The organism is Shewanella sedimentimangrovi, assembly GCF_017354965.1.
In the GTDB taxonomy this organism is placed as follows: domain Bacteria; phylum Pseudomonadota; class Gammaproteobacteria; order Enterobacterales; family Shewanellaceae; genus Shewanella; species Shewanella cyperi.
In genome coordinates this window covers 2,250,935-2,270,383 of the sequence record NZ_CP071502.1, presented here as the reverse complement: position 1 = coordinate 2,270,383, position 19,449 = coordinate 2,250,935, and the positions used below count along the sequence as shown (strand labels likewise).

Annotated in this window: 15 protein-coding genes; 8 read left to right on the top strand and 7 right to left on the bottom strand. The window is 53.9% G+C overall.

The window, feature by feature from the left end; all coding sequences use genetic code 11:
• Nucleotides 1-38: 38 nt before the first annotated feature.
• From JYB85_RS09830 to JYB85_RS09810, 5 genes are read left to right on the top strand one after another with little or no spacing between them, the layout of a single operon-like run.
• Nucleotides 39-197 carry a periplasmic nitrate reductase, NapE protein gene (locus JYB85_RS09830; protein ID WP_207379174.1) on the top strand — a complete coding sequence of 53 codons (159 nt, stop codon included), beginning with the start codon at nt 39-41 and terminating at the stop codon, nt 195-197.
• Nucleotides 198-233: 36 nt separating this feature from the next.
• Complete coding sequence (locus tag JYB85_RS09825) at nt 234-488, top strand: chaperone NapD (protein WP_207319890.1); 255 nt, start codon at nt 234-236, stop codon at nt 486-488.
• A gap of 5 nt (nt 489-493) precedes the next feature.
• Complete coding sequence (napA, locus tag JYB85_RS09820) at nt 494-2,983, top strand: nitrate reductase catalytic subunit NapA (protein ID WP_207382028.1); 2,490 nt, start codon at nt 494-496, stop codon at nt 2,981-2,983.
• Between the two features lie 11 nt (nt 2,984-2,994).
• Nucleotides 2,995-3,474: a nitrate reductase cytochrome c-type subunit gene (locus JYB85_RS09815; protein ID WP_207379173.1), complete on the top strand. Its 480-nt coding sequence runs from the start codon at nt 2,995-2,997 to the stop codon at nt 3,472-3,474.
• 9 nt (nt 3,475-3,483) lie between these two features.
• Nucleotides 3,484-4,071 (top strand): cytochrome c3 family protein, encoded by a 588-nt coding sequence (locus JYB85_RS09810; RefSeq protein ID WP_207319888.1) that lies wholly within the window; start codon nt 3,484-3,486, stop codon nt 4,069-4,071.
• A gap of 361 nt (nt 4,072-4,432) precedes the next feature.
• Here JYB85_RS09810 and JYB85_RS09805 read toward each other — a convergent pair whose 3' ends face one another.
• From JYB85_RS09805 to JYB85_RS09780, 6 genes are all read right to left on the bottom strand, one after another.
• On the bottom strand, nt 4,433-7,147 hold the full coding sequence (locus JYB85_RS09805) for an N-6 DNA methylase (protein ID WP_207379172.1): 2,715 nt from the start codon (nt 7,145-7,147) through the stop codon (nt 4,433-4,435).
• Between the two features lie 169 nt (nt 7,148-7,316).
• Complete coding sequence (locus JYB85_RS09800) at nt 7,317-7,688, bottom strand: hypothetical protein (RefSeq protein ID WP_207379171.1); 372 nt, start codon at nt 7,686-7,688, stop codon at nt 7,317-7,319.
• Between the two features lie 1,589 nt (nt 7,689-9,277).
• Nucleotides 9,278-10,081 (bottom strand): DUF1338 domain-containing protein, encoded by an 804-nt coding sequence (locus JYB85_RS09795; protein ID WP_207379170.1) that lies wholly within the window; start codon nt 10,079-10,081, stop codon nt 9,278-9,280.
• A gap of 64 nt (nt 10,082-10,145) precedes the next feature.
• On the bottom strand, nt 10,146-11,633 hold the full coding sequence (gene astD, locus JYB85_RS09790; RefSeq protein ID WP_207379169.1) for a succinylglutamate-semialdehyde dehydrogenase: 1,488 nt from the start codon (nt 11,631-11,633) through the stop codon (nt 10,146-10,148).
• Nucleotides 11,630-12,676, bottom strand: a complete 1,047-nt coding sequence (gene astA / locus JYB85_RS09785) for an arginine N-succinyltransferase (RefSeq protein ID WP_207379168.1) — start codon at nt 12,674-12,676, stop codon at nt 11,630-11,632. The genes astD and astA overlap by 4 nt, the downstream gene beginning before the upstream one ends.
• An 87-nt stretch (nt 12,677-12,763) precedes the next feature.
• Nucleotides 12,764-13,981: an aspartate aminotransferase family protein gene (locus JYB85_RS09780; RefSeq protein WP_207319879.1), complete on the bottom strand. Its 1,218-nt coding sequence runs from the start codon at nt 13,979-13,981 to the stop codon at nt 12,764-12,766.
• Between the two features lie 140 nt (nt 13,982-14,121).
• On the opposite strand from JYB85_RS09780, the gene JYB85_RS09775 reads away from it, so the two are divergent.
• Nucleotides 14,122-14,550 carry an Lrp/AsnC family transcriptional regulator gene (locus tag JYB85_RS09775; RefSeq protein WP_207379167.1) on the top strand — a complete coding sequence of 143 codons (429 nt, stop codon included), beginning with the start codon at nt 14,122-14,124 and terminating at the stop codon, nt 14,548-14,550.
• 109 nt (nt 14,551-14,659) lie between these two features.
• Here JYB85_RS09775 and JYB85_RS09770 read toward each other — a convergent pair whose 3' ends face one another.
• A complete protein-coding gene (locus JYB85_RS09770; RefSeq protein WP_207323959.1) occupies nt 14,660-15,559 on the bottom strand; it encodes a LysR family transcriptional regulator in 900 nt (299 codons plus the stop codon).
• A gap of 264 nt (nt 15,560-15,823) precedes the next feature.
• Between JYB85_RS09770 and hutH the strand changes: the two genes are divergently transcribed.
• Entirely contained in the window at nt 15,824-17,317 is a 1,494-nt protein-coding gene (gene hutH / locus JYB85_RS09765) for a histidine ammonia-lyase (RefSeq protein WP_207379166.1), read from the top strand.
• A gap of 28 nt (nt 17,318-17,345) precedes the next feature.
• Complete coding sequence (locus JYB85_RS09760; protein ID WP_228730074.1) at nt 17,346-19,346, top strand: urocanate hydratase; 2,001 nt, start codon at nt 17,346-17,348, stop codon at nt 19,344-19,346.
• Nucleotides 19,347-19,449: the final 103 nt, after the last annotated feature.

Here is a 19,449-nt window from a genome sequence, read left to right as displayed (position 1 = left end):
AGGGCAAAACCAAGCGGGAATTGCCAAACGGAGGAGCCATGAGTGCCACACCCAATAGCGAAAAAAGCCTGGAATTGAAGATCTTCATCTTTCTCACCGTTTTCCTGGCCCCTGTACTGGCGGTCGCGCTGGTCGCCAGTCTGGGCTTCAGCATCTGGATCGGCCAGATTTTTACCGGGCCACCGGGAGCCGGTTGACAGTCGAAAGAACAACGTAACAACGGATAATAATCAATGAGCAATGAACTTCATGTAACCAGCCTGATAGTCCAGGTAAAGCCAGGTGAAATGGCTGCAGTACGCAGTCAGATCATGGCGATGGACAATGCCGAGTTGTCGGTAAACAACGAGGCCAAGCTGGTGGTGGTAGTGGAAGGGCCCCATCAGAAGGTGTTATTGCAAACCATTGACGCCATCAATGCCTTGCCGGGCGTGCTGACGGCCACCATGGTTTATCACCAAAGCGAAGTGCTGGAGGAAGGTGAGTAATGAAAATGAACAGACGTGAATTTATGAAGGCCAATGCCGCCATGGCTGCGGCAAGTGTCGCAGGCCTGGCTTTGCCGGCCGGTGCCAGCAACTTGATCACCAGCTCGGAGCAAACCAAGCTGGAATGGAACAAGGCGCCTTGCCGTTTCTGTGGTACCGGCTGCTCTGTGATTGTGGCGACCCGCGATGGCAAAGTGGTGGCAACCCATGGTGATGCCAACAGCGAGGTAAACCGTGGTCTTAACTGTATCAAGGGTTACTTCCTGTCCAAGATCATGTACGGCCGCGACCGTATACAAACCCCCATGCTGCGCATGACCAACGGCAAATACGACAAGCACGGTGACTTCACCCCCATCAGCTGGGATCAGGCTTTTGACATCATGGCCGAAAAGTGGAAAGCCACCCTCAAGGCCAAGGGCCCAACCGCCATTGGTATGTTCGGCTCAGGTCAGTGGACCGTGTGGGAAGGTTATGCCGCGGTTAAACTGATGAAGGCCGGTTTCGGCTCCAACAACATCGACCCCAACGCCCGTCACTGTATGGCTTCCGCCGTGGGTGGCTTTATGCGTACCTTCGGTATGGACGAGCCCATGGGCTGCTACAACGACATGGAAGCGGCCGATGCCTTCGTGCTCTGGGGCTCCAACATGGCCGAGATGCACCCCATTCTCTGGACCCGGGTAACCGACCGTCGTTTGAGTGCGCCCCACGTCAAGGTTGCTGTGCTGTCCACCTTCGAGCACAGATCCTTTGAGCTGGCTGATCTGCCCATGGTGTTCACGCCCCAGACAGATCTGGCAATTCTCAACTTCATTGCCAACTACATCATTGAAAACGGCGCAGTTAACAAAGACTTCATCAGCAAGCACGTTAACTTCCGTAAGGGCACCACAGACATAGGCTATGGTCTGCGTCCAACCCATCCGCTGGAGCAGAAGGCCAAGAACGTGGCCACCGCAGGTGACTCCACGCCGATTGATTTCGACACCTTTGCCAAGTTTGTGTCTGAATACACGGTCGACAAGGTCAGCAAGCTGTCCGGCGTACCGGAAGACAAGCTGATCGCCCTGGCCAAGCTGTATGCCGATCCGGACACCAAGGTGACTTCTTTCTGGACCATGGGTGTCAACCAGCATACCCGCGGTGTTTGGTGTAACAACCTGCTGTATAACATCCATTTGTTGACCGGCAAGATTGCCACCCCGGGCAACAGCCCCTTCTCGCTCACCGGCCAGCCATCGGCCTGTGGTACCGCCCGTGAAGTGGGTACCTTCGCTCACCGTCTGCCCGCAGACATGGTGGTGAAGAACCCTGAGCACCGTGCCATCGCCGAGAAGATCTGGAAGATCCCTGCCGGTATCATTCCCGCCAAGCCCGGTTACCACGCGGTTGAGCAGAACCGTCGCCTGAAAGATGGCGATATGAACGTCTACTGGGTGCAGGTGAACAACAACATCCAGGCCGGCCCCAACCTCAACGAGGAAGGTCTGCCCGGATATCGCAATCCCGATAACTTTATCGTGGTGTCCGATGCCTACCCAACCGTAACCACCCAGGCCGCCGATCTGGTACTGCCCGCCGCCATGTGGGTTGAGAAAGAGGGCGCCTATGGTAACGCCGAGCGTCGTACCCAGTTCTGGCACCAGTTGGTGAAGGCGCCGGGTGAATCCCGCTCCGATCTGTGGCAGCTGATGGAATTCTCCAAGCGCTTCACCACAGATGAGGTATGGACCAAGGAAATCCTCGATGCCAATCCGTCCTACAAGGGCAAGACCCTGTTCCAGGTGCTGTTCCAAAACGGCAGCGTTGACAAGTTCCCGCTGAGCGATCACGACAGCAAGTATCTGAACGATGAGTCCCAGCACTTCGGTTTCTATGTACAAAAGGGCTTGTTTGAAGAATACGCCGCCTTCGGTCGCGGTCATGGTCATGACCTGGCTCCCTTTGACCTGTACCACGAAGTACACGGCCTGCGCTGGCCCGTGGTTGATGGCAAGGAAACCCTGTGGCGTTACCGCGAAGGTACCGATCCCTATGTCAAACCCGGTAAGGGCTTCGAGTTCTACGGCAAGCCCGACGGCAAAGCGGTAATTTTCGCGCTGCCCTACGAGCCGCCTGCGGAGTCGCCCGATGCTGAATACGACATGTGGCTGTCCACCGGCAGGGTACTGGAACACTGGCACTCAGGTTCCATGACCCAAAGGGTGCCCGAACTGTACCGCGCCTTCCCGGATGCCGTCTGTTTTATGCACCCCGAAGATGCCAAGAAGCGTGGCCTGCGCCGCGGTGACGAGGTCAAGGTGATATCCCGTCGCGGCGAGATCCGCACCCGGGTTGAAACCCGTGGCCGTAACAAGCCACCTGTGGGTCTGGTGTTCGTACCTTGGTTTGATGCCAGCCAGTTGATCAACAAGGTGACCCTGGATGCCACGGATCCGCTGTCCAAACAGACAGACTTCAAGAAGTGCGCCGTTAAAGTGGTCAAGGCCTAAGGAGTAACAGCATGAAAACAATAATGACAATCTCTGCGCTGGCCTTGCTTGGCATGTCATTCGTGTCGGTTGCAGCCGAACCTGTGCAGGATGAAAAGTTGGCAACACTGCGTCAGGCGCCACTGAACGTGGAGCCCAAGCCGCCGGTAATGCAAAAGGTGGTTAACTCGGATAAGCGCCAGGTGCGTAACTACCCGATGCAGCCACCCGTCATTCCCCACAAGGTTGACGGTTACCAGCTGGATCTCAAGGTAAACAAGTGTATGTCCTGCCATGCCCGTGGCCGCATTGGGGATTCCCAGGCGCCCATGGTGAGCGTTACTCACTTTATGGACAGGGATAACAACTTCCTGGCGGAACTGTCACCCAGACGTTATTTCTGCTTGCAGTGCCACGTGCCGCAACTGGATGCCAAACCTTTGGTGGAAAACGAGTTCGTTGACCTTGAGCACCTGCTCAAGGCCAATGCCAACACCGAAGGCAAGCACTAGGAGTCCGCTATGTTGGATAAGCTGAAAAAAATCTGGCGGGTGCTCAATAAGCCCAGCGTGCACTTCAGCCTGGGGTTCCTGACCCTGGGGGGCTTTGTGGCCGGGATCATCTTCTGGGGGGGCTTCAACACCGCCCTGGAAGCCACCAACCGCGAAGCCTTCTGTATCGGTTGTCACGAGATGCAGAACAACGTGTACCAGGAACTGAAGACCACTATCCACTTCACCAACCGCTCGGGTGTGAGGGCGACCTGTCCTGACTGCCACGTGCCGCACAACTGGACCGATAAGATTGCCCGCAAGATGCAGGCGTCGAAGGAAGTGTGGGGCAAGATCTTCGGCACCATCAACACCCGTGAAAAGTTCGAGGCCAAGCGCCGGGAACTGGCGGAGCATGAGTGGAAACGCCTCAAGGCCAACGACTCGCTGGAATGCCGTAACTGCCACAACTTCGACTACATGGACTTTACCCGTCAGTCAGAGCGTGCCGCCAAGCAGCACTCCACCTCGCTGGCCAGTGGTGAAAAGACCTGTATCGACTGCCACAAGGGCATAGCGCACCACCTGCCAGATATGGAAGGGGTACCAGGTTGGTAACAACCGCTTGTTAAGCATAAAAAAACCGTGGCTTGCCACGGTTTTTCTTTTTCCCTGCTATGGAGTTGAAAGTAGAATTAGCACCAGAAAGGGGACTAGGGAGGGTTGTTTCTACTCGAAGTAGCGAAAGGCTAGGGGAGCTTTAAACACCTTACCCTTTGGAGTGTGTCGGCATTGCAGTATACAAAGAATTGATGGGATGCTACTGACACTTGTTATACGCTACCTGCACCATCTTCACGATGTCCAGATTCGGTCTGAAGCGGACATCGAACGTAGTTAACTGCCCTTGAATTAGTAGACGTGCTAATTTCATATGCGAGTTATCCTTAGGGCTGCTATTCCAGCCAAATCTGGCTCCTTAACATGGCTCGAGCTCATCCGCAGAAGTCAGCAATTTTTCGACCCAATAGATGAAATCAGACCGGACCTCTTTACTCTCCACAGATGTTCCTGACTCGAAGCTTTTCAGCATAAACCCATGCCCCGACTCTTTATCGATAGAGAAAATTTCCTCCTTTCGAGTATTGGGGTTATAGGCCAAGGAAACCATGGGGTAGAGACAAATGAAATCGGACTTGTGCTGAATATATAGCTTATCAATTGACAGGTTTTGCTCAGAGCTGAATTGGATCTTTTCAAATGCAGGATGATCCCCCTTTAGCATACTGGCGGAGTACATCAACTCATCACCACGCCATTGCTTATCAATTTTGTCAATACGGATTAATTCGCAATCTGAAATAAACTCAATATGCATCAGCAGCTCATCTAGAGTTTTAGATTGCTCCTCTCCACCCATTTTTCTTTCGTGACGATTTGAGGGGCCACGATGATGCTTATAATCATTAAGCTTAGAGACGAGGTTTTCCCTAGCATTTTTTGCGAATACCGATTCTTTCTTACCGCCAGGCTTGTACCAAACCTGAGAGAAAGACTGCGCAATAGGCACCTCCACAGAACTCAAGAGTTTACAGGCCTTTTGGAGGATCGTTTGAAAATCACCAGGCGACACACCTCGACGAACATAAGACTGAAATTCCTTAAGTAACTCTACCTTCTCAGAATTGTTTTCAATACCACCATATTTAACACTCAATGCAATTCCCACAGCAGACAGGAAAGACAGCAGCTGCTCCCCATATTTCATCTGCCGATCGTAAATTCCTGCGTACTCGTGCTCCAGGTATATATTTCTATAGGCATAAGCTAACGGGAATGGATACTGCGTTCTTACACGATATTTAATGTCGTCCTTTTGCTTTAGTGCAGCCTCAAGAGCATTGGCTGTAAATCGTGCATCTTCAAAACGGCTGCTGATATCTCTAGGATCATACCCATCAAACAGAGCCTTCTTGTACTCTCTGGCCTTTTCATATTCATTCTTTAGTGACGCTTCGAGCGCATTCATTTCCCTCACCAGATCGATAATCTTCGGGTCTGGAATGGGTACTTCCAAAGCTCGGATTGACTTGAGCGTCTGGGTAGGAATAACCGAGTAACTCCTCGCATTGCTAATACGACTCGCAACTTGATCAGAATTGAGGAACTGGCAGATAAAATCCATCGTGCCCATCGCGAGGCTGGAGCTCCGAATGATAAAGACGGTATCTTCCACCGCACAGCCTTGTTCTCGGTCACCCACTAAATAGGCGGCAGGATTGGCCCCTATACGTTGCAGTAAAATATCCCCTCTCTTGGCATATCGAATAGGTTTCGAGAAGCCAGCCAGATCCTTCTTAGCCAGATCATCTAAATCTATTTGACTTGTCCTTAGGTCCTTGCCCCTAATAACAGGTTGATCTCCTTCTTCAACCTGCGAAAGAGAGGTCCCTTGAAATACATCGGCAATGTTGCCGATCTTTGACCATTCCTCGGACAAATGCCCAATATTGCTTTTCTTCGCAGGGATATACTCACTGGGAATCAAACAATACTGATTGTCAGCAATAGCGCTATAGGCAGTATCAATGACCCCCTCTTCAAGATAGTCCGAGAGACTCATTCTAAGAATTGTTTTGATGTTTTCGTATGACAAACGATTTTGTCTTCTATGGCCATTCTCAAAGCACCCATCGGCTTTGACAAAACGAACTAATTCTTGTCGTCCGCTGTTTTTGAAAAACAAAATGGCACATCGTAAGCCTGTATGTGGCAACAAATTAGCAGGTAAAGAAATCACCAATTTTAACATGCCAGATTGTACCCAGCTCTTTCGAGCCTGCTCAGCATCACCTGTCTGAAACAGCAGTCCCATGGGGACTAGGTATGCAGCCCTTCCTTCAAGTTTTAGATGCTGAAGCCCCAACTCAATAAAATTGGCCGACATATCCTGATAAGCTATACCACGGAGAGCATCAGAGTACATATACCGTGCTTGGTCGCGGTTCAATTTTCTAACTGGAGGATTGCTAAGCACTACGTCAAACTGAGGTAAATCGCTGGCAAAAGCAAAGCTAGATCCTCGAATTTCATGATAATACTGATTAGAAAGCAAAGTCTTTAACCGAACTACGACCAGATTGAAGGCATTTTTGTCTCCCCCCCAAAATTGAAAGTCAGACAACCCTGTTTGCTGGACAGCATTCAGAAAGCCACCGGACCCCATACAGGGATCAAATAGCGTCTCCCCTGGCGACACTTCGACCAAATCAGCCATCAGTTTTGCTACGGAGCTTGGTGTTACAAATGTTCCACTTTTTCCATCTGGAATAGAATAAACAGCGTCCAGTAGTTCGAGTATCTCTATATCCAACTCGATGTACAAAGTACTTGCCTCATACAAGAAACGATGGAGAGCAGGATGTTCGAATGGTATATGATAAACGTTATTTAAGCTCCGATAGCTACCAAAAAAATCTTCTTCAAACTCGCCAACAATCCCCCTTAAAAAGGAATTTATCTCTCGAGTTGATGCCATCATTATCCTATCTTGATTACTATCCTTACGAAGAGCAATTAAGCATACTACCGCACCTAGAGCTATAGATTCCGGCCGAGATCCCGAGCTTCGCAACACTTCAAGATATCGTAAGAGAGCGGACAGCAACTCCTCATTATTCGACCTTTCGTCCATGATGACTCCTGTTGTACTACTAATTTTTATAATTTAGCAGATTAGATTACTAAAAATTCAATGCCCGCATTGGGTCGAAATTAGACTTACTATGACCAGCGTATAACGCTGCCCGCAACGGCGAGCGTAGCGAGTCCAGCAGCCGAAGGCTGCGTGTTGGCGGGCCTTGTTAGGAGTTGTTGTACTTTCTAATTCCAATCGAACCACCTATGAAAACCAAACCTAAAATTGCTGATAATGGCCAATAGCCCATCCATTGAATTGGCAGGCCCGATGGATCTTGTGGTAAGAGCCACATACTTGAAATCAAAACCAGAGCCAAGGTTATACCAATAAAACCAGCGTGTATTGCTTGATTAGAAGCTTTAAACAAAACCATGAACATTGAATGTAAAAAATAGGGTGCACCGTAGAAAAGAACACCATAAAAAAACAATCCAATAAAACTAGCTTGGTTTTCCTTGCCTGTAATTAAGGCATAGCAAGCAACTAACAAACTAAAAATTATCGGTATAGTTAGATATTTGGGAATAAGCTTCATGCCCCAATACTCCTAGCAGCTGTATAGTGCGCATGCGCGTTTTAGTCCTCGGAGGAGTAAAAAACGTGCATTGCTAACCTTTTGTATTTCCTACTGAATACGATAATTGGTCAAAATATCCATTGCAGCTAAACGCGCATGCGCAGTTATCAAACCTATTATCTAAATCGCAGTGAATTTAATTTACTGATTTTTAGTTAATTCTTTAAAATATCGTGGAAATAGTGCGCACAGTTTTTGGTCACTTGGGCTACCTTTCACCCAAAACTCAGATATGACTGTATAAAACCACTGTACAAGCCATGCTGCACTTCCGGTATCTGACTAATAGGTATCGCTTCACGCCTCTCATTGCATCATTGTGCCAATAGGGGAGATAAGCAGGTATGGCTACCGCACGGGCTGAAGTGATTTTCTTCATCCCTGAACCTTGTTTTATCTCCTTGAATCAGCATCTTGGCAGAGGTGGTTGCTGTTCGGCAAGTGATAATTTGATGTACTTCTTTGTCTTTTGTCTAAGGTCGCACATTTGCCAAAGTGGTACTCCCAGAATTAGCACTGCCGCACTAGAGGCTAAAGAATGCCGCTGTCCAGCGGCACAAAGTAGTGGGTCTCAAACCGGGGGCGCCTAGCCCACATCCGGGCAAGGGGCTTTGCTTGTCCGCGAACGACTTCTCTGTCTAACTGCCAGCTCGCCATCCATGGCTCGCGCTCATAGCGCTCTTACGAGCTTCGCCCTTGCAACCCCAAGGACACCCCACCGACGCTGAAAGCTCCTCGGCCTTATGCTGAAAATTGACTAACGCGCCAGACGCTCGGATTTATATCCATGTAAATCTATCCCAGCTCGGCTCCATGCCACGCGCTCGTGAACTTGTCACTGTGTGACACTCGCCCCTTATTCAACTGGCGCTGCTTCGGCATCCAAATCCCTCCATGGACAACAGCCAGCTCTGCATCCATGCCTCGCGCTCATTAACACGCTTGCCGTAGGCAAGCATTCGCCCTCGCCACGTCATTTTCAGCAGCGTCTTCGACTCTGGCTCCTGCTTCGTCTTAACTCCTGCATCCATGCAGTCGTCGGCGGCTCCGAAAGGGGAATTAGCGGTGCAACAGTCAGGCTTTGGCTTTTCAATTCAGAAATACTACGCAAACATCTGAAGCCGGAGAGGAACACCTCCAAACTAGCACTGCCGCACCAGTGACCGTCCGAGCCATGGTCGCTCAATCACATCCATGAGATCGCGACATTCGACCATCCATGGTCAGCAGATGTCGCCGGGGAGGCTCCAAGGACGGCTGATTTTAAACCAAGAGTCGCCGTGTCACGGGTGTGGTAGTGCGAAGGCGCACCGCAGGTGATTAACTGCATCTGATGTAGGAAGTTACTTTAAGGGCAATCCATGGCCTGTGTGGAAGCACGTAAGATGCATGGCTCTCAAGCCGAATTTGCAGATATGACGCTACATTTTGGCTGCAGAGCCTGAACGCAATACCGTGGCCATCGGCCACAAAAAATAAAACCCGCTGAATGCGGGTTTTATTTTTAACGGGCAGGTCAAAGCAGGGCCGCAGGCCCTGCGAAGGGGTTACCTGGCGTTTGTGCTCTCGAAAATCTTGTCGGCGGAGGCCGCCACGAATCCTGGGTAGAGCTTGCCGTCTTCCAGCGGGAAGCGGCGGGCGAATTCGTAGAAGCAGCTGGGGATCATCTTGCTGCCATCGGTGAATTCCACCAGGGCTTCGTCGGCCAGGGTGGAAGACTGCTTGAGTTTAACTTCTTCGCTGCCCTTGATTTCGCCGCCCGAGGTGTTGAGCACAAAGCCCGCGGACTTGAGTGCTTCGTTAACCGAGGCCAAAGTATCGAAGTTTTTCAGGGCGTTAACGGACACTGTGAAGTGGTTGGCGCGGAAGCCCCAGACAGATACCCAGGCGGCGTATTCGCTTTCCGCCAGCAGGGCTTCGTAGGTGGCCTGATCTATGGCCCAGTGGCGGCCGGAGTAGAGGAAGTTATCCGCAGTCACGGCGGCTTCTTCAACCTGATCAACCAGCTTGTGCACTATGGCCTGCAGCTCGGGGGAGCATTTTTCCAGCAGCAGTTCGGAGATGAACACCTTGGGCTGGGTGGCATCTGGGTGCTCGAAATGCTTGGCGTACAGTTTCTTGGCTTCGAAATGGTACTCGCCACATTCCACATAACCCAGGGCGAGGAAGTGGGCGGCCAGTTTCTCCAGGTTAATCTTCTCTATGTTGAAGGTACGCAGTGCAATGTGATCGTTTTGCACGTCGTCCTGCTGGGAAGAACCCAGCAGGGCGTGGATTTTCTGGGCCGAGGGCGTTACCGCCACATAGTCTTGCCACAGCTGGGAGAAGAGTTCGTTAATCTGGGTGTGCATACGACTTATCCTACAAATATCAAATTGTTAATGTGAAAATGTTAATAAAATCAATCAAATTCAATCAGATGCTCAGGCCTGGGCTCAGGGTGGCCGGCAGGCTGACGCTGCTGGCTTCCACCGAGGACACGGGGTAAGCACAGTAGTCCGCCGCATAGTAGGCGCTGGCCCTGTGGTTACCGCTGGCACCAATACCACCGAAGGGGGCGGCGCTGGATGCACCTGTGATGGGCTTGTTCCAGTTGACTATCCCGGCGCGGATGCGGCCGAAGAAGTGCTGGTAATCCGCTTCGTTATCGCCGAGCAGGCCCGCCGACAGACCAAAGGCTGTGTTGTTGGCTTCGTCGATGGCGGCATCGAAGTCTTCATAGCGATAGACCTTCAGCAGTGGGCCGAAGTGTTCTTCATCTGGCAGCGGTGCGGCCTTGGTGACATCGATAATTCCGGGGGTGACAAAGCCAAGGGCCGGATCGATCTGGGTCAGTTCCAGCAGGGATACACCACCTGCGGCCTGAATGTCGGCCTGGGCCTTGACCATGGCCGCGGCGGCCTTGGCGCTGATCATGGCGCCGTAGAAGGGTTGCTGCTCGGCAAAGGGTTGACCCACCTTGATCTTGCTCGTCGCTTCGACAAGTTTGGCCAGGATGGCATCACCCTTGGCGCCCTGTTGCAGGAACAGGCGACGGGCACAGGTACAACGCTGACCGCTGCTGATAAAGGCCGACTGAATGATGTCGTGCACGGCGGCGTCGATGTTTTCCACATCCTTAACCAGCAGGGGGTTGTTGCCGCCCATTTCCAGCGCCAGGATCTTGCCCGGTTGACCGGCATACTGCTGGTGCAGCAGATGACCCGTGTTGGAGCTGCCGGTGAAGAACAGACCGTCGATGCCGGGATGGCCCGCCAGCGCCTTGCCGGTGGCGACTTCGCCCTGCAGCAGGCTGATAACGCCCGCGGGCAGGCCCGCCTGTTGCCACAGTTGCACCGTGTATTCGGCAACCTTGGGGGTCAGCTCAGATGGCTTGAACAGCACCACGTTACCGGCGATCAGCGCCGGCACTATGTGGCCGTTGGGCAGGTGGCCGGGGAAGTTATAGGGACCGAATACCGCCACCACGCCGTGTGGCTTGTGACGGATAAAGGCGCGGGCGCCTGGCATGGGGTTTTCCACAGTGCCGGTACGCTCATTGTGGGCGCGGATGGAGATGGCAATCTTGCCTGTCATGGCAGCCACTTCGGTGCGGCTCTCCCACAGGGCCTTGCCGGTTTCCTCGGCAATCAGGCGCGCCATGGTCTCGCTGTTGGCAGTCAACTGGGCGGCAAAGGCCTCCACCACCTTCAGACGTTCTTCAAGGGGCTTGGCCGACCACAGATAAAAGGCGCTTCTCGCGGCTTTGACTGCGCCGGCCACCTGGGCTGCGTCGGCGCCCTGGCCGCGCCAGATGACCTCGCCATTGGCGGGGTTAACGGATTCAAAGGCGGTACCGTTTCCGGCCTGCCACTCGCCCTGAATAAACTGGCAAGCGTGGGTATTGTCAATTGCTGAGCTCATTTGGCCCCCTTGTCGAGATTTAAGTAACGGACCAGCTCGTCCTCGTTGACCTTGAGCAGATCGGCCATGGCCGGGCTCATGTACAGGCTGTGGGTGTCGGGGTCGAAGCGGCAATCGTCCGTGACCGTGGCGCGGAATTCGCGGCTCTCGCAGTTACACACGGCCAATTGGTACTGACCCTTGCGCAGTGCTTCATCCTGGGTGATGACCACCTTGGCCCTGTGGCTCTGGCGCACGGATTTGATTTGCTTAAGCTGGGCTTCCACCGTCGGACCGGCATCGAACAGGTCCACATAGCCGCGGTGCATAAAACCTTCGTTTTCCAAAAGCTTGAGGGCGGGAACCGTGTTTTCATGGACCTGACCTATGACCTTGCGGGCGGCTTCGGGCAACAGATCCACATAGATGGGGTAACGCGGCATCAGATCGGCGATAAAGCCCTTGTTGCCGACACCTATCAGGTAGTCTGCCTTTGAGAAGTCCATGTTGAAGAAGCTTTTGCGCAGCCAATGCCAGAAGGGCGGCTGGCCCTGCTCATCGGCGGCGCCGCGCATCTCGGCTATCACCAGCTTGGAGAAACGCTGTGGCTGCTCGGCCATGAACATGAAACGTACCTTGGACAGAAAGCGGCCATTGAGGCCAACCCGGAAGGGCTCCCGCAGGAACAGGGTGCAGATCTCGGTGGCACCTGTGTAGTCGTTGCCGACGGTCAGCACTTCCACCGGATTGAAGATATCCAGTTCCTTGCACTGATGCACAACTGTGCTCTTGTGGAAATGGTACAGGGGGTTGGACAGACCCACGGCGGCTTCGATGCCGGAGGCACCGAGGATTTCGCCGGTGGCTGTGTCTTCCAGTACAAACAGGTAACCCTGATCGCCCGGCTTTTGAATGTCTGCGGCGAAGCTTTGCTCCGAATGCACAATCTTGTGGGCCAACTTCTGCTCATCAAGTGGCAGAGAGGTAAAGCCCGCACCTGACTCCTGCGCCATGGTGAGCAGCGCAGGAAAGTCCGTGCCCGAAATTGGACGGATCAATAACATAATGGTGTTCTCTGAGCTTGAGAGCGGCCAGATCGGGGGATCTGGCCGCTGTTTGGCTTAAGCGGCCTTTGCTTCAGCGGCTTTGAATTAAGCTGCCTTGGCGGCGGCAACCAGTTTGGCGATGGCGGCCTCGAAGCGCACCAGACCTTCCTGGATATCTTGCTCAGGAATGATAAGAGAGGGGGCAAAACGGACCACGTTTTGACCGGCCATCAGCACCAACAGACCTTGTTCGGCGGCGGCGAGCATAAAGTCGCGGGCCTTACCGGCGTAATCGGCGTTCAGTGCGGCACCGAGCAGCAGACCTTTGCCACGGACTTCGGTGAACACCTGATACTTGGCGTTGATAGCCATCAGGCCATCGCGGAACAGCTGTTCACGGGCCTTGACGCCGTTGAGTACTTCCGGGGTGTTAACTGTGTTGAAGGCCGCCAGACCCACGGCACAGGCCAGAGGGTTACCGCCGTAGGTACTGCCATGGGTACCGACAACCAGGTGCTTGGCCAGCTCGGTGGTGGTCAGCATGGCACCGATGGGGAAACCGCCGCCCAGGGCCTTGGCCGTGGTCAGCACGTCCGGGGTGACACCCAGACCCATGTAGGCATACAGATCGCCGGTACGGCCGACACCGGTTTGCACTTCGTCGAACACCAGCAGCGCCTGGTGCTTGTCACACAGTTCGCGTACGCCCTTGATGAATTCGGGAGTGGGGTTGATGATGCCGCCTTCGCCCTGCAGCGGCTCAAGTACCACGGCGCAGGTGCGATCGGAGATCAGTGCCTTGAGGCTGTCGAGGTTATTGTACTCGGCGTGCACTATGTCGGCTGGCTTGGGACCGAAACCGTCTGAGTAGGCAGGTTGGCCACCAACGGATACGGTAAACAGGGTACGGCCGTGGAAGCCTTGTTTAAAGGCGATGATCTGTGACTTGTCGGCGCCATGGTTATTCAGGGCCACGCGACGTACCAGCTTCAGTGCAGCCTCGTTGGCTTCGGCGCCTGAGTTGGCGAAATACACTTTCTCGGCAAAGGTGTTGTCAACCAGTTGCTTGGCCAGCATCAGTGCCGGTTCGTTGGTCATGGTGTTGGACAGGTGCCACAGCTTGTGGGCCTGTTCGGTCAGGGCATTGACCAGGGCAGGGTGACAGTGACCCAGGCAGTTTACTGCGATACCGCCGGCGAAATCGATAAACTCACGGCCTTCCTGATCCCAGATGCGCGAGCCTTCGCCCTTGACCGGAATGATTGGAGACGGGGCGTAGTTGGGTACCATCACTTCATCGAATAAGCTTCTGTTGACTTGCATGCAAACCTCTGTTTTATCTGGGTCGAATGACCTGTTATTTAGTTATTTCTGTATTATATTGAGCAGAAGTAGCAAATTGCAGCGGCATTATTAACACTTTGTGTGTTATAAATGTCATTTTAACGGACGGATTTAGCAAATTGATAAGCAAAGAAGACGAACGCCTGCTGGCGCTGCTGAAAAATAACGCCCGCACCAGCGTCTCGGATCTGGCCCGGGCGCTCAATTTGTCGCGCTCGACTGTGCAGACCCGCATCGCCAGACTGGAGGAAACCGGGGTCATCAAAGGTTACGGGGTGGAGTACGGCGAGGCCTATATCAGCAATTTGGTGTCGGCCCACGTGTCCATCAAGGTGAAGCAGAAGTTCACCACCAAGACCAATATCGAGCTGAAGAAGATGCACATGATAAGCGAGCTATATGCCATCAGCGGTGAATACGATCTGATAGCCGTGGTGCAGGCCCAAACCACTGAGCAGCTCAGCCACCTGCTGGATGACATTGGCAATTTGGACGGGGTGGAGCGCACCACCTCGTCGGTTATTCTGGAAACCAAATTCAAACGTTAAAACGAAATAGAGAGCAAAGCGCTAACGCGGAATAAAAAGCAGAGCGCTAGGCGTTAAGAGAGCTGGAAGTTAACAGCTGGAAGTGAAGCGCAAGACGCGGGGCAGGACATCACTCCACCCCGTGGCAGCGTTTGATTTCCTTGATAAGCGCCTTGGCCAAGGGCGTGGCCGAATTGTTTTTGGAGGTGATCAGCACCACGGGGATTTGGTAGGAGTATTTTTCCGGCAATATCGCCCTGAACAGGCCCTTGTCGACCCAGTAGCTGGCGTAGTGCTCCGGCAGGTAGCCGATAAATTTCCCCGACAGGATCAAATGGGCTATGCCTTCGTCGTGGTAGGCGGTGGCGCTGTTTTGATAATTCAAATCGTCGTTGCGACTTTCCTTATCGCGGGTGTAGTTACTGGTGATGACTTCGGCATTTTGCAGCAGCTTCTGGCTTGCCCCGGGGTCGCAGTCAAACAAGGGATGGCCGACGCCGCAATATAAATAGTTGGTTTCGTTGTGCAGCGGCTCGTAATCGAGGCCGCGCAAATGATGGCGACTGACGCCTATACCCGCAAGGGAGCGGCCGTTCACCACAGAAGTTTCCACTTCGCGGGCCTCACAGACGTTGATATCGAACTGGATGTTGTTGCTCCTGGCCTTGAGCGAGGCTATGGCCCGGGCCACACCGCAGCGGGGATCGCTTACCAGGGTATCGATGATGGCTATGGTTACCCGGCCCGACAGCTGCTGCTTGGAGCTGGCGACCGTGCTGGCAAAGGCCTCACATTGCTGTAGCAGTTCCAGCGACGCCTGATAGGTCACCCGTCCGGATTCGGTCAGTTCAAAGCCGCTGCGACCGCGTTTACACAGTTTCAGCCCCAGGCGCACCTCCAGATCCGACAGGTGGGAGCTGATGGTGGAGCGACCAATATTGAGCCGGGATTCCGCCGCCGACAGGCCGCCACATTCCACTATGGCCACGAAAATCCGCAGCAGCCTCAGATCTACATCATGTACCTGCACTCAGTATTCCCCTTTTGGCTCAAGACATTGGTTTGAGACGTTAGCGCCATGCATTGGCTCGATACGCGTTATTCGGTCGAACATAGCCCGACCTATTAGTTTGATACTTATGTTTGATAAAAACGGAATGAATTACGAATATTATGCATTTATAAAACATCTGCAGCAAGCTAGCATGGGGGTAACAAAGGCAATTGCTGCCAACTAAAACAGAAAGATAGCACTGGCTTTTACAGTGATAGAACAGCTACTCAGGAGCATAAGATGAGCTTTAGATATGGTGTTGACCATCTCACTCTCGAAATCGTAAACGGCATTGCCGATGGCAGTATCCAGGCCGAGCTGTGCCAACAGGCCGTTGACAAAATCAATGCCAGCCGCCACAACGTCGATATCATGGCCAATTCAGACAAGGCCATTTACGGCATCAACACCGGCTTTGGTCCCCTGTGTGATACCCAGATTTCTCCCGCTGAAACCGCGCTGCTGCAGAAAAACCTGCTGATCACCCATGCGGTCGGCGTGGGCGAGCCCATTGCCAAGGCCATCTCCAAGCTGATGCTGATCACTAAGGTTCACGCCCTGAGCCAGGGTTTCTCAGGTATTCGCCTGGAAGTGGTTGAGCGTATGCTGGCCTTTTTGAAGTTGGATCTGATCCCTGTGGTGCCAGAGCAAGGCTCTGTCGGCGCCTCCGGCGATTTGGCTCCGCTGTCACACCTGTTCCTGCCGCTGATTGGCGAAGGTGAATTCTGGCAGGGTGAACGTGCCGTGCCCGCCATCGAGATGCTGCGCGAACATGGCTTGGCGCCATTGGAGCTGCAGGCCAAAGAAGGTCTGGCGCTCATCAACGGCACCCAGTTTATCCTGTCCCACGCCATCACAGCCCTGACCAAGATGCGTTATCTGCTGGACTTGGCCGATCTCGCCGGTGCCATGAGCATCGAAGGCATGCAGGGCAGCCAGTCGCCATTCAGGGCCGAGCTGCATGAAATCCGTCCCTTTGCCGGCAACATCGAAGTGGCGGCGCGCATGCGCAAGTTCTTCGAAGGCTCGCAAAACATGGCCGCCCATGTGGATTGTGACCGGGTGCAGGATCCATATTCGCTGCGCTGTATCCCCCAGGTGCACGGCGCGTCACGCAACGCCTTCTACCACCTGAAAGAGCTGGCCGAAATCGAAATGAATTCGGTGACCGATAACCCGATCGTTATCAGCAGCGATGAAGCCATTTCCGGCGGCGGTTTCCACGGCCAGCCTTTGGCCATGGTGCTGGATTACACCTCCATTGCCGCGGCAGAGCTTGGCAACATCGCCGACCGTCGTTGCTATCTGCTGCTGGAAGGTCTGCACGGTCTGCCGCGCCTGCTGACCAGTTCAGGCGGCCTGAATTCCGGCATGATGATCCCCCAATATGTGACCGCGGCCCTGGTAACGGAAAACAAATCCCTGTGCTTCCCGCCGTCCGCCGACAGCGTGCCCACCTCCATGGGCCAGGAAGATCACGTGTCCATGGGCAGCATCTCAGGAAGGAAGCTGAATCAAATCCTCGGCAACCTGGAAAAGATCTTCGCCATCGAGCTGATGTATGCGGCCCAGGCCATAGATTTCCGCCGCCCTAACACCTGCTCCGAAGTCATCGAGCACAACTATCAACTGATCCGCGCCAAGGTGGCCAAGCTGGAAGAAGACCGTCTGCTCAAGCCCGACATAGACGCCATCATAGCCCTGGTGAAGGCCCAGGCGTTTATCGTTAACTGAGGGGAGGAATAACAGAATGGAAACAGCAATGAATTTTCACGACCAAATCAAGCAAGGGATCCCAAGCGTACTGCCGGCCCCCAAGCCTTATCCTGCGGACGCCAACCGTGCCCCCAAGCGTAAGGACATCCTGAGCGCCGCAGAAAAGCAGCTGGCGGTGCGCAACGCCCTGCGTTACTTCCCCACCGAGTGGCATCAGGAGCTGGCGGCAGAATTCGCCCAAGAGCTGCAGGACTTCGGCCGTATCTACATGTACCGTTTCAAGCCTGAATACGCCATGAAGGCCCGTTCCATCTCCGATTATCCTGCCAGGTGCGAGCAGGCGGCAGCCATCATGCTGATGGTGGATAACAACCTCGACCCGGCTGTGGCCCAGCATCCCGAGGAGCTTATCACCTACGGCGGCAACGGCGCCGTGTTCCAGAACTGGGCCCAGTATCTGCTGACCATGAAGTACTTAAGCGAGATGGAAGCGGATCAGACCCTGCACCTGTATTCAGGTCACCCCATGGGCCTGTTCCCCTCGTCCAAGGATGCGCCGCGGGTAGTGGTCACCAATGGCATGATGATCCCCAATTACTCCAAGCCCGACGATTGGGAAAAATTCAACGCCCTGGGCGTGACCCAGTACGGCCAGATGACCGCCGGTTCCTTTATGTACATTGGCCCCCAGGGCATAGTTCACGGCACCACCATTACCGTGATGAATGCCTTCCGCAAGGTGCTGGACAAGGGAGTAAGCCCCAAAGGCAAGATTTTCCTCACTGCCGGTCTTGGCGGTATGAGCGGTGCCCAGCCCAAGGCCGGTAACATCGCCAACTGCATCACCGTGTGCGCCGAGGTGAACCCCAAGGCCGCCATTAAGCGTCATCAGCAGGGCTGGGTGGATGAGCTTATCGATAATATGGATGCGCTGATTGCCCGGGTCAAGCTGGCCCAGGCCAACGAGGAAGTGGTGTCCATCGCCTTTATTGGCAACGTGGTTAACGTGTGGGAAGCCTTTGATGAGCAGGGCATTTTTGTGCATCTTGGCTCGGATCAAACCTCTTTGCACAACCCCTGGTCCGGTGGCTACTATCCGGTGGATATCAGCTACGAGGAATCCAACCGCCTCATTCGTGAAGAGCCGGAGCTGTTCAAGACCAAGGTGCAGGCGACCCTCAAACGTCACGCTGCCGCGGTCAACAGACACACAGCCAAGGGCACCTACTTCTTCGACTACGGCAACGCCTTTCTGCTGGAAGCCTCACGCGCCGGTGGCGATGTGATGGCTCCCAACGGTATCGACTTCAAGTATCCATCCTACGTGCAGGATATCCTGGGCCCCATGTGCTTTGACTATGGCTTTGGTCCGTTCCGCTGGGTCTGTACCTCGGGCAAGAGTGAAGACTTGGACAAAACCGACGCCATCGCCGCTGAGGTGCTGATGAAGATCATGATGGAGTCGCCGGAGGAAATTCAGCAGCAGATGCAGGACAACATCACCTGGATCAAGGACGCCAAGCAGAACAAGCTGGTGGTGGGTTCACAGGCACGCATCCTCTACGCCGACGCCCAGGGCCGGATGGAAATCGCCAAGGCCTTCAACGACGCCATTGCCCGCGGTGAAATCGGTCCAGTGGTGCTCGGCCGTGACCATCACGATGTGAGCGGTACCGACTCGCCATTCCGCGAAACCTCCAACATCTATGATGGCAGCCGCTTCACCGCCGACATGGCCATTCACAACGTGATAGGTGACAGCTTCCGCGGCGCCACCTGGGTCTCCATCCACAACGGTGGCGGAGTAGGTTGGGGTGAAGTGATCAACGGCGGCTTTGGCATGCTGCTCGACGGCACAGACGACGCCGAGCGTCGCCTCAAGTCCATGCTGCTGTTCGACGTCAACAACGGCATCGCCCGTCGCAGCTGGGCCCGCAACGCCGAGGCCAACTTCGCCATCAAACGCGAAATGGCCAGAACGCCCAAGCTCAAGGTCACCCTGGCGAACCAGGTTGATGATGACATCATCAACAAGCTGAGCTTCTAATTGATTGCGGTTAAGGCTTGAGTGAGCCCGAGCCAGCAGCGGCTAGTCCGCCTGCAACAAAGTAAAAACGCCCCTCAAGGGGCGTTTTTTATGCTTTTGTGGT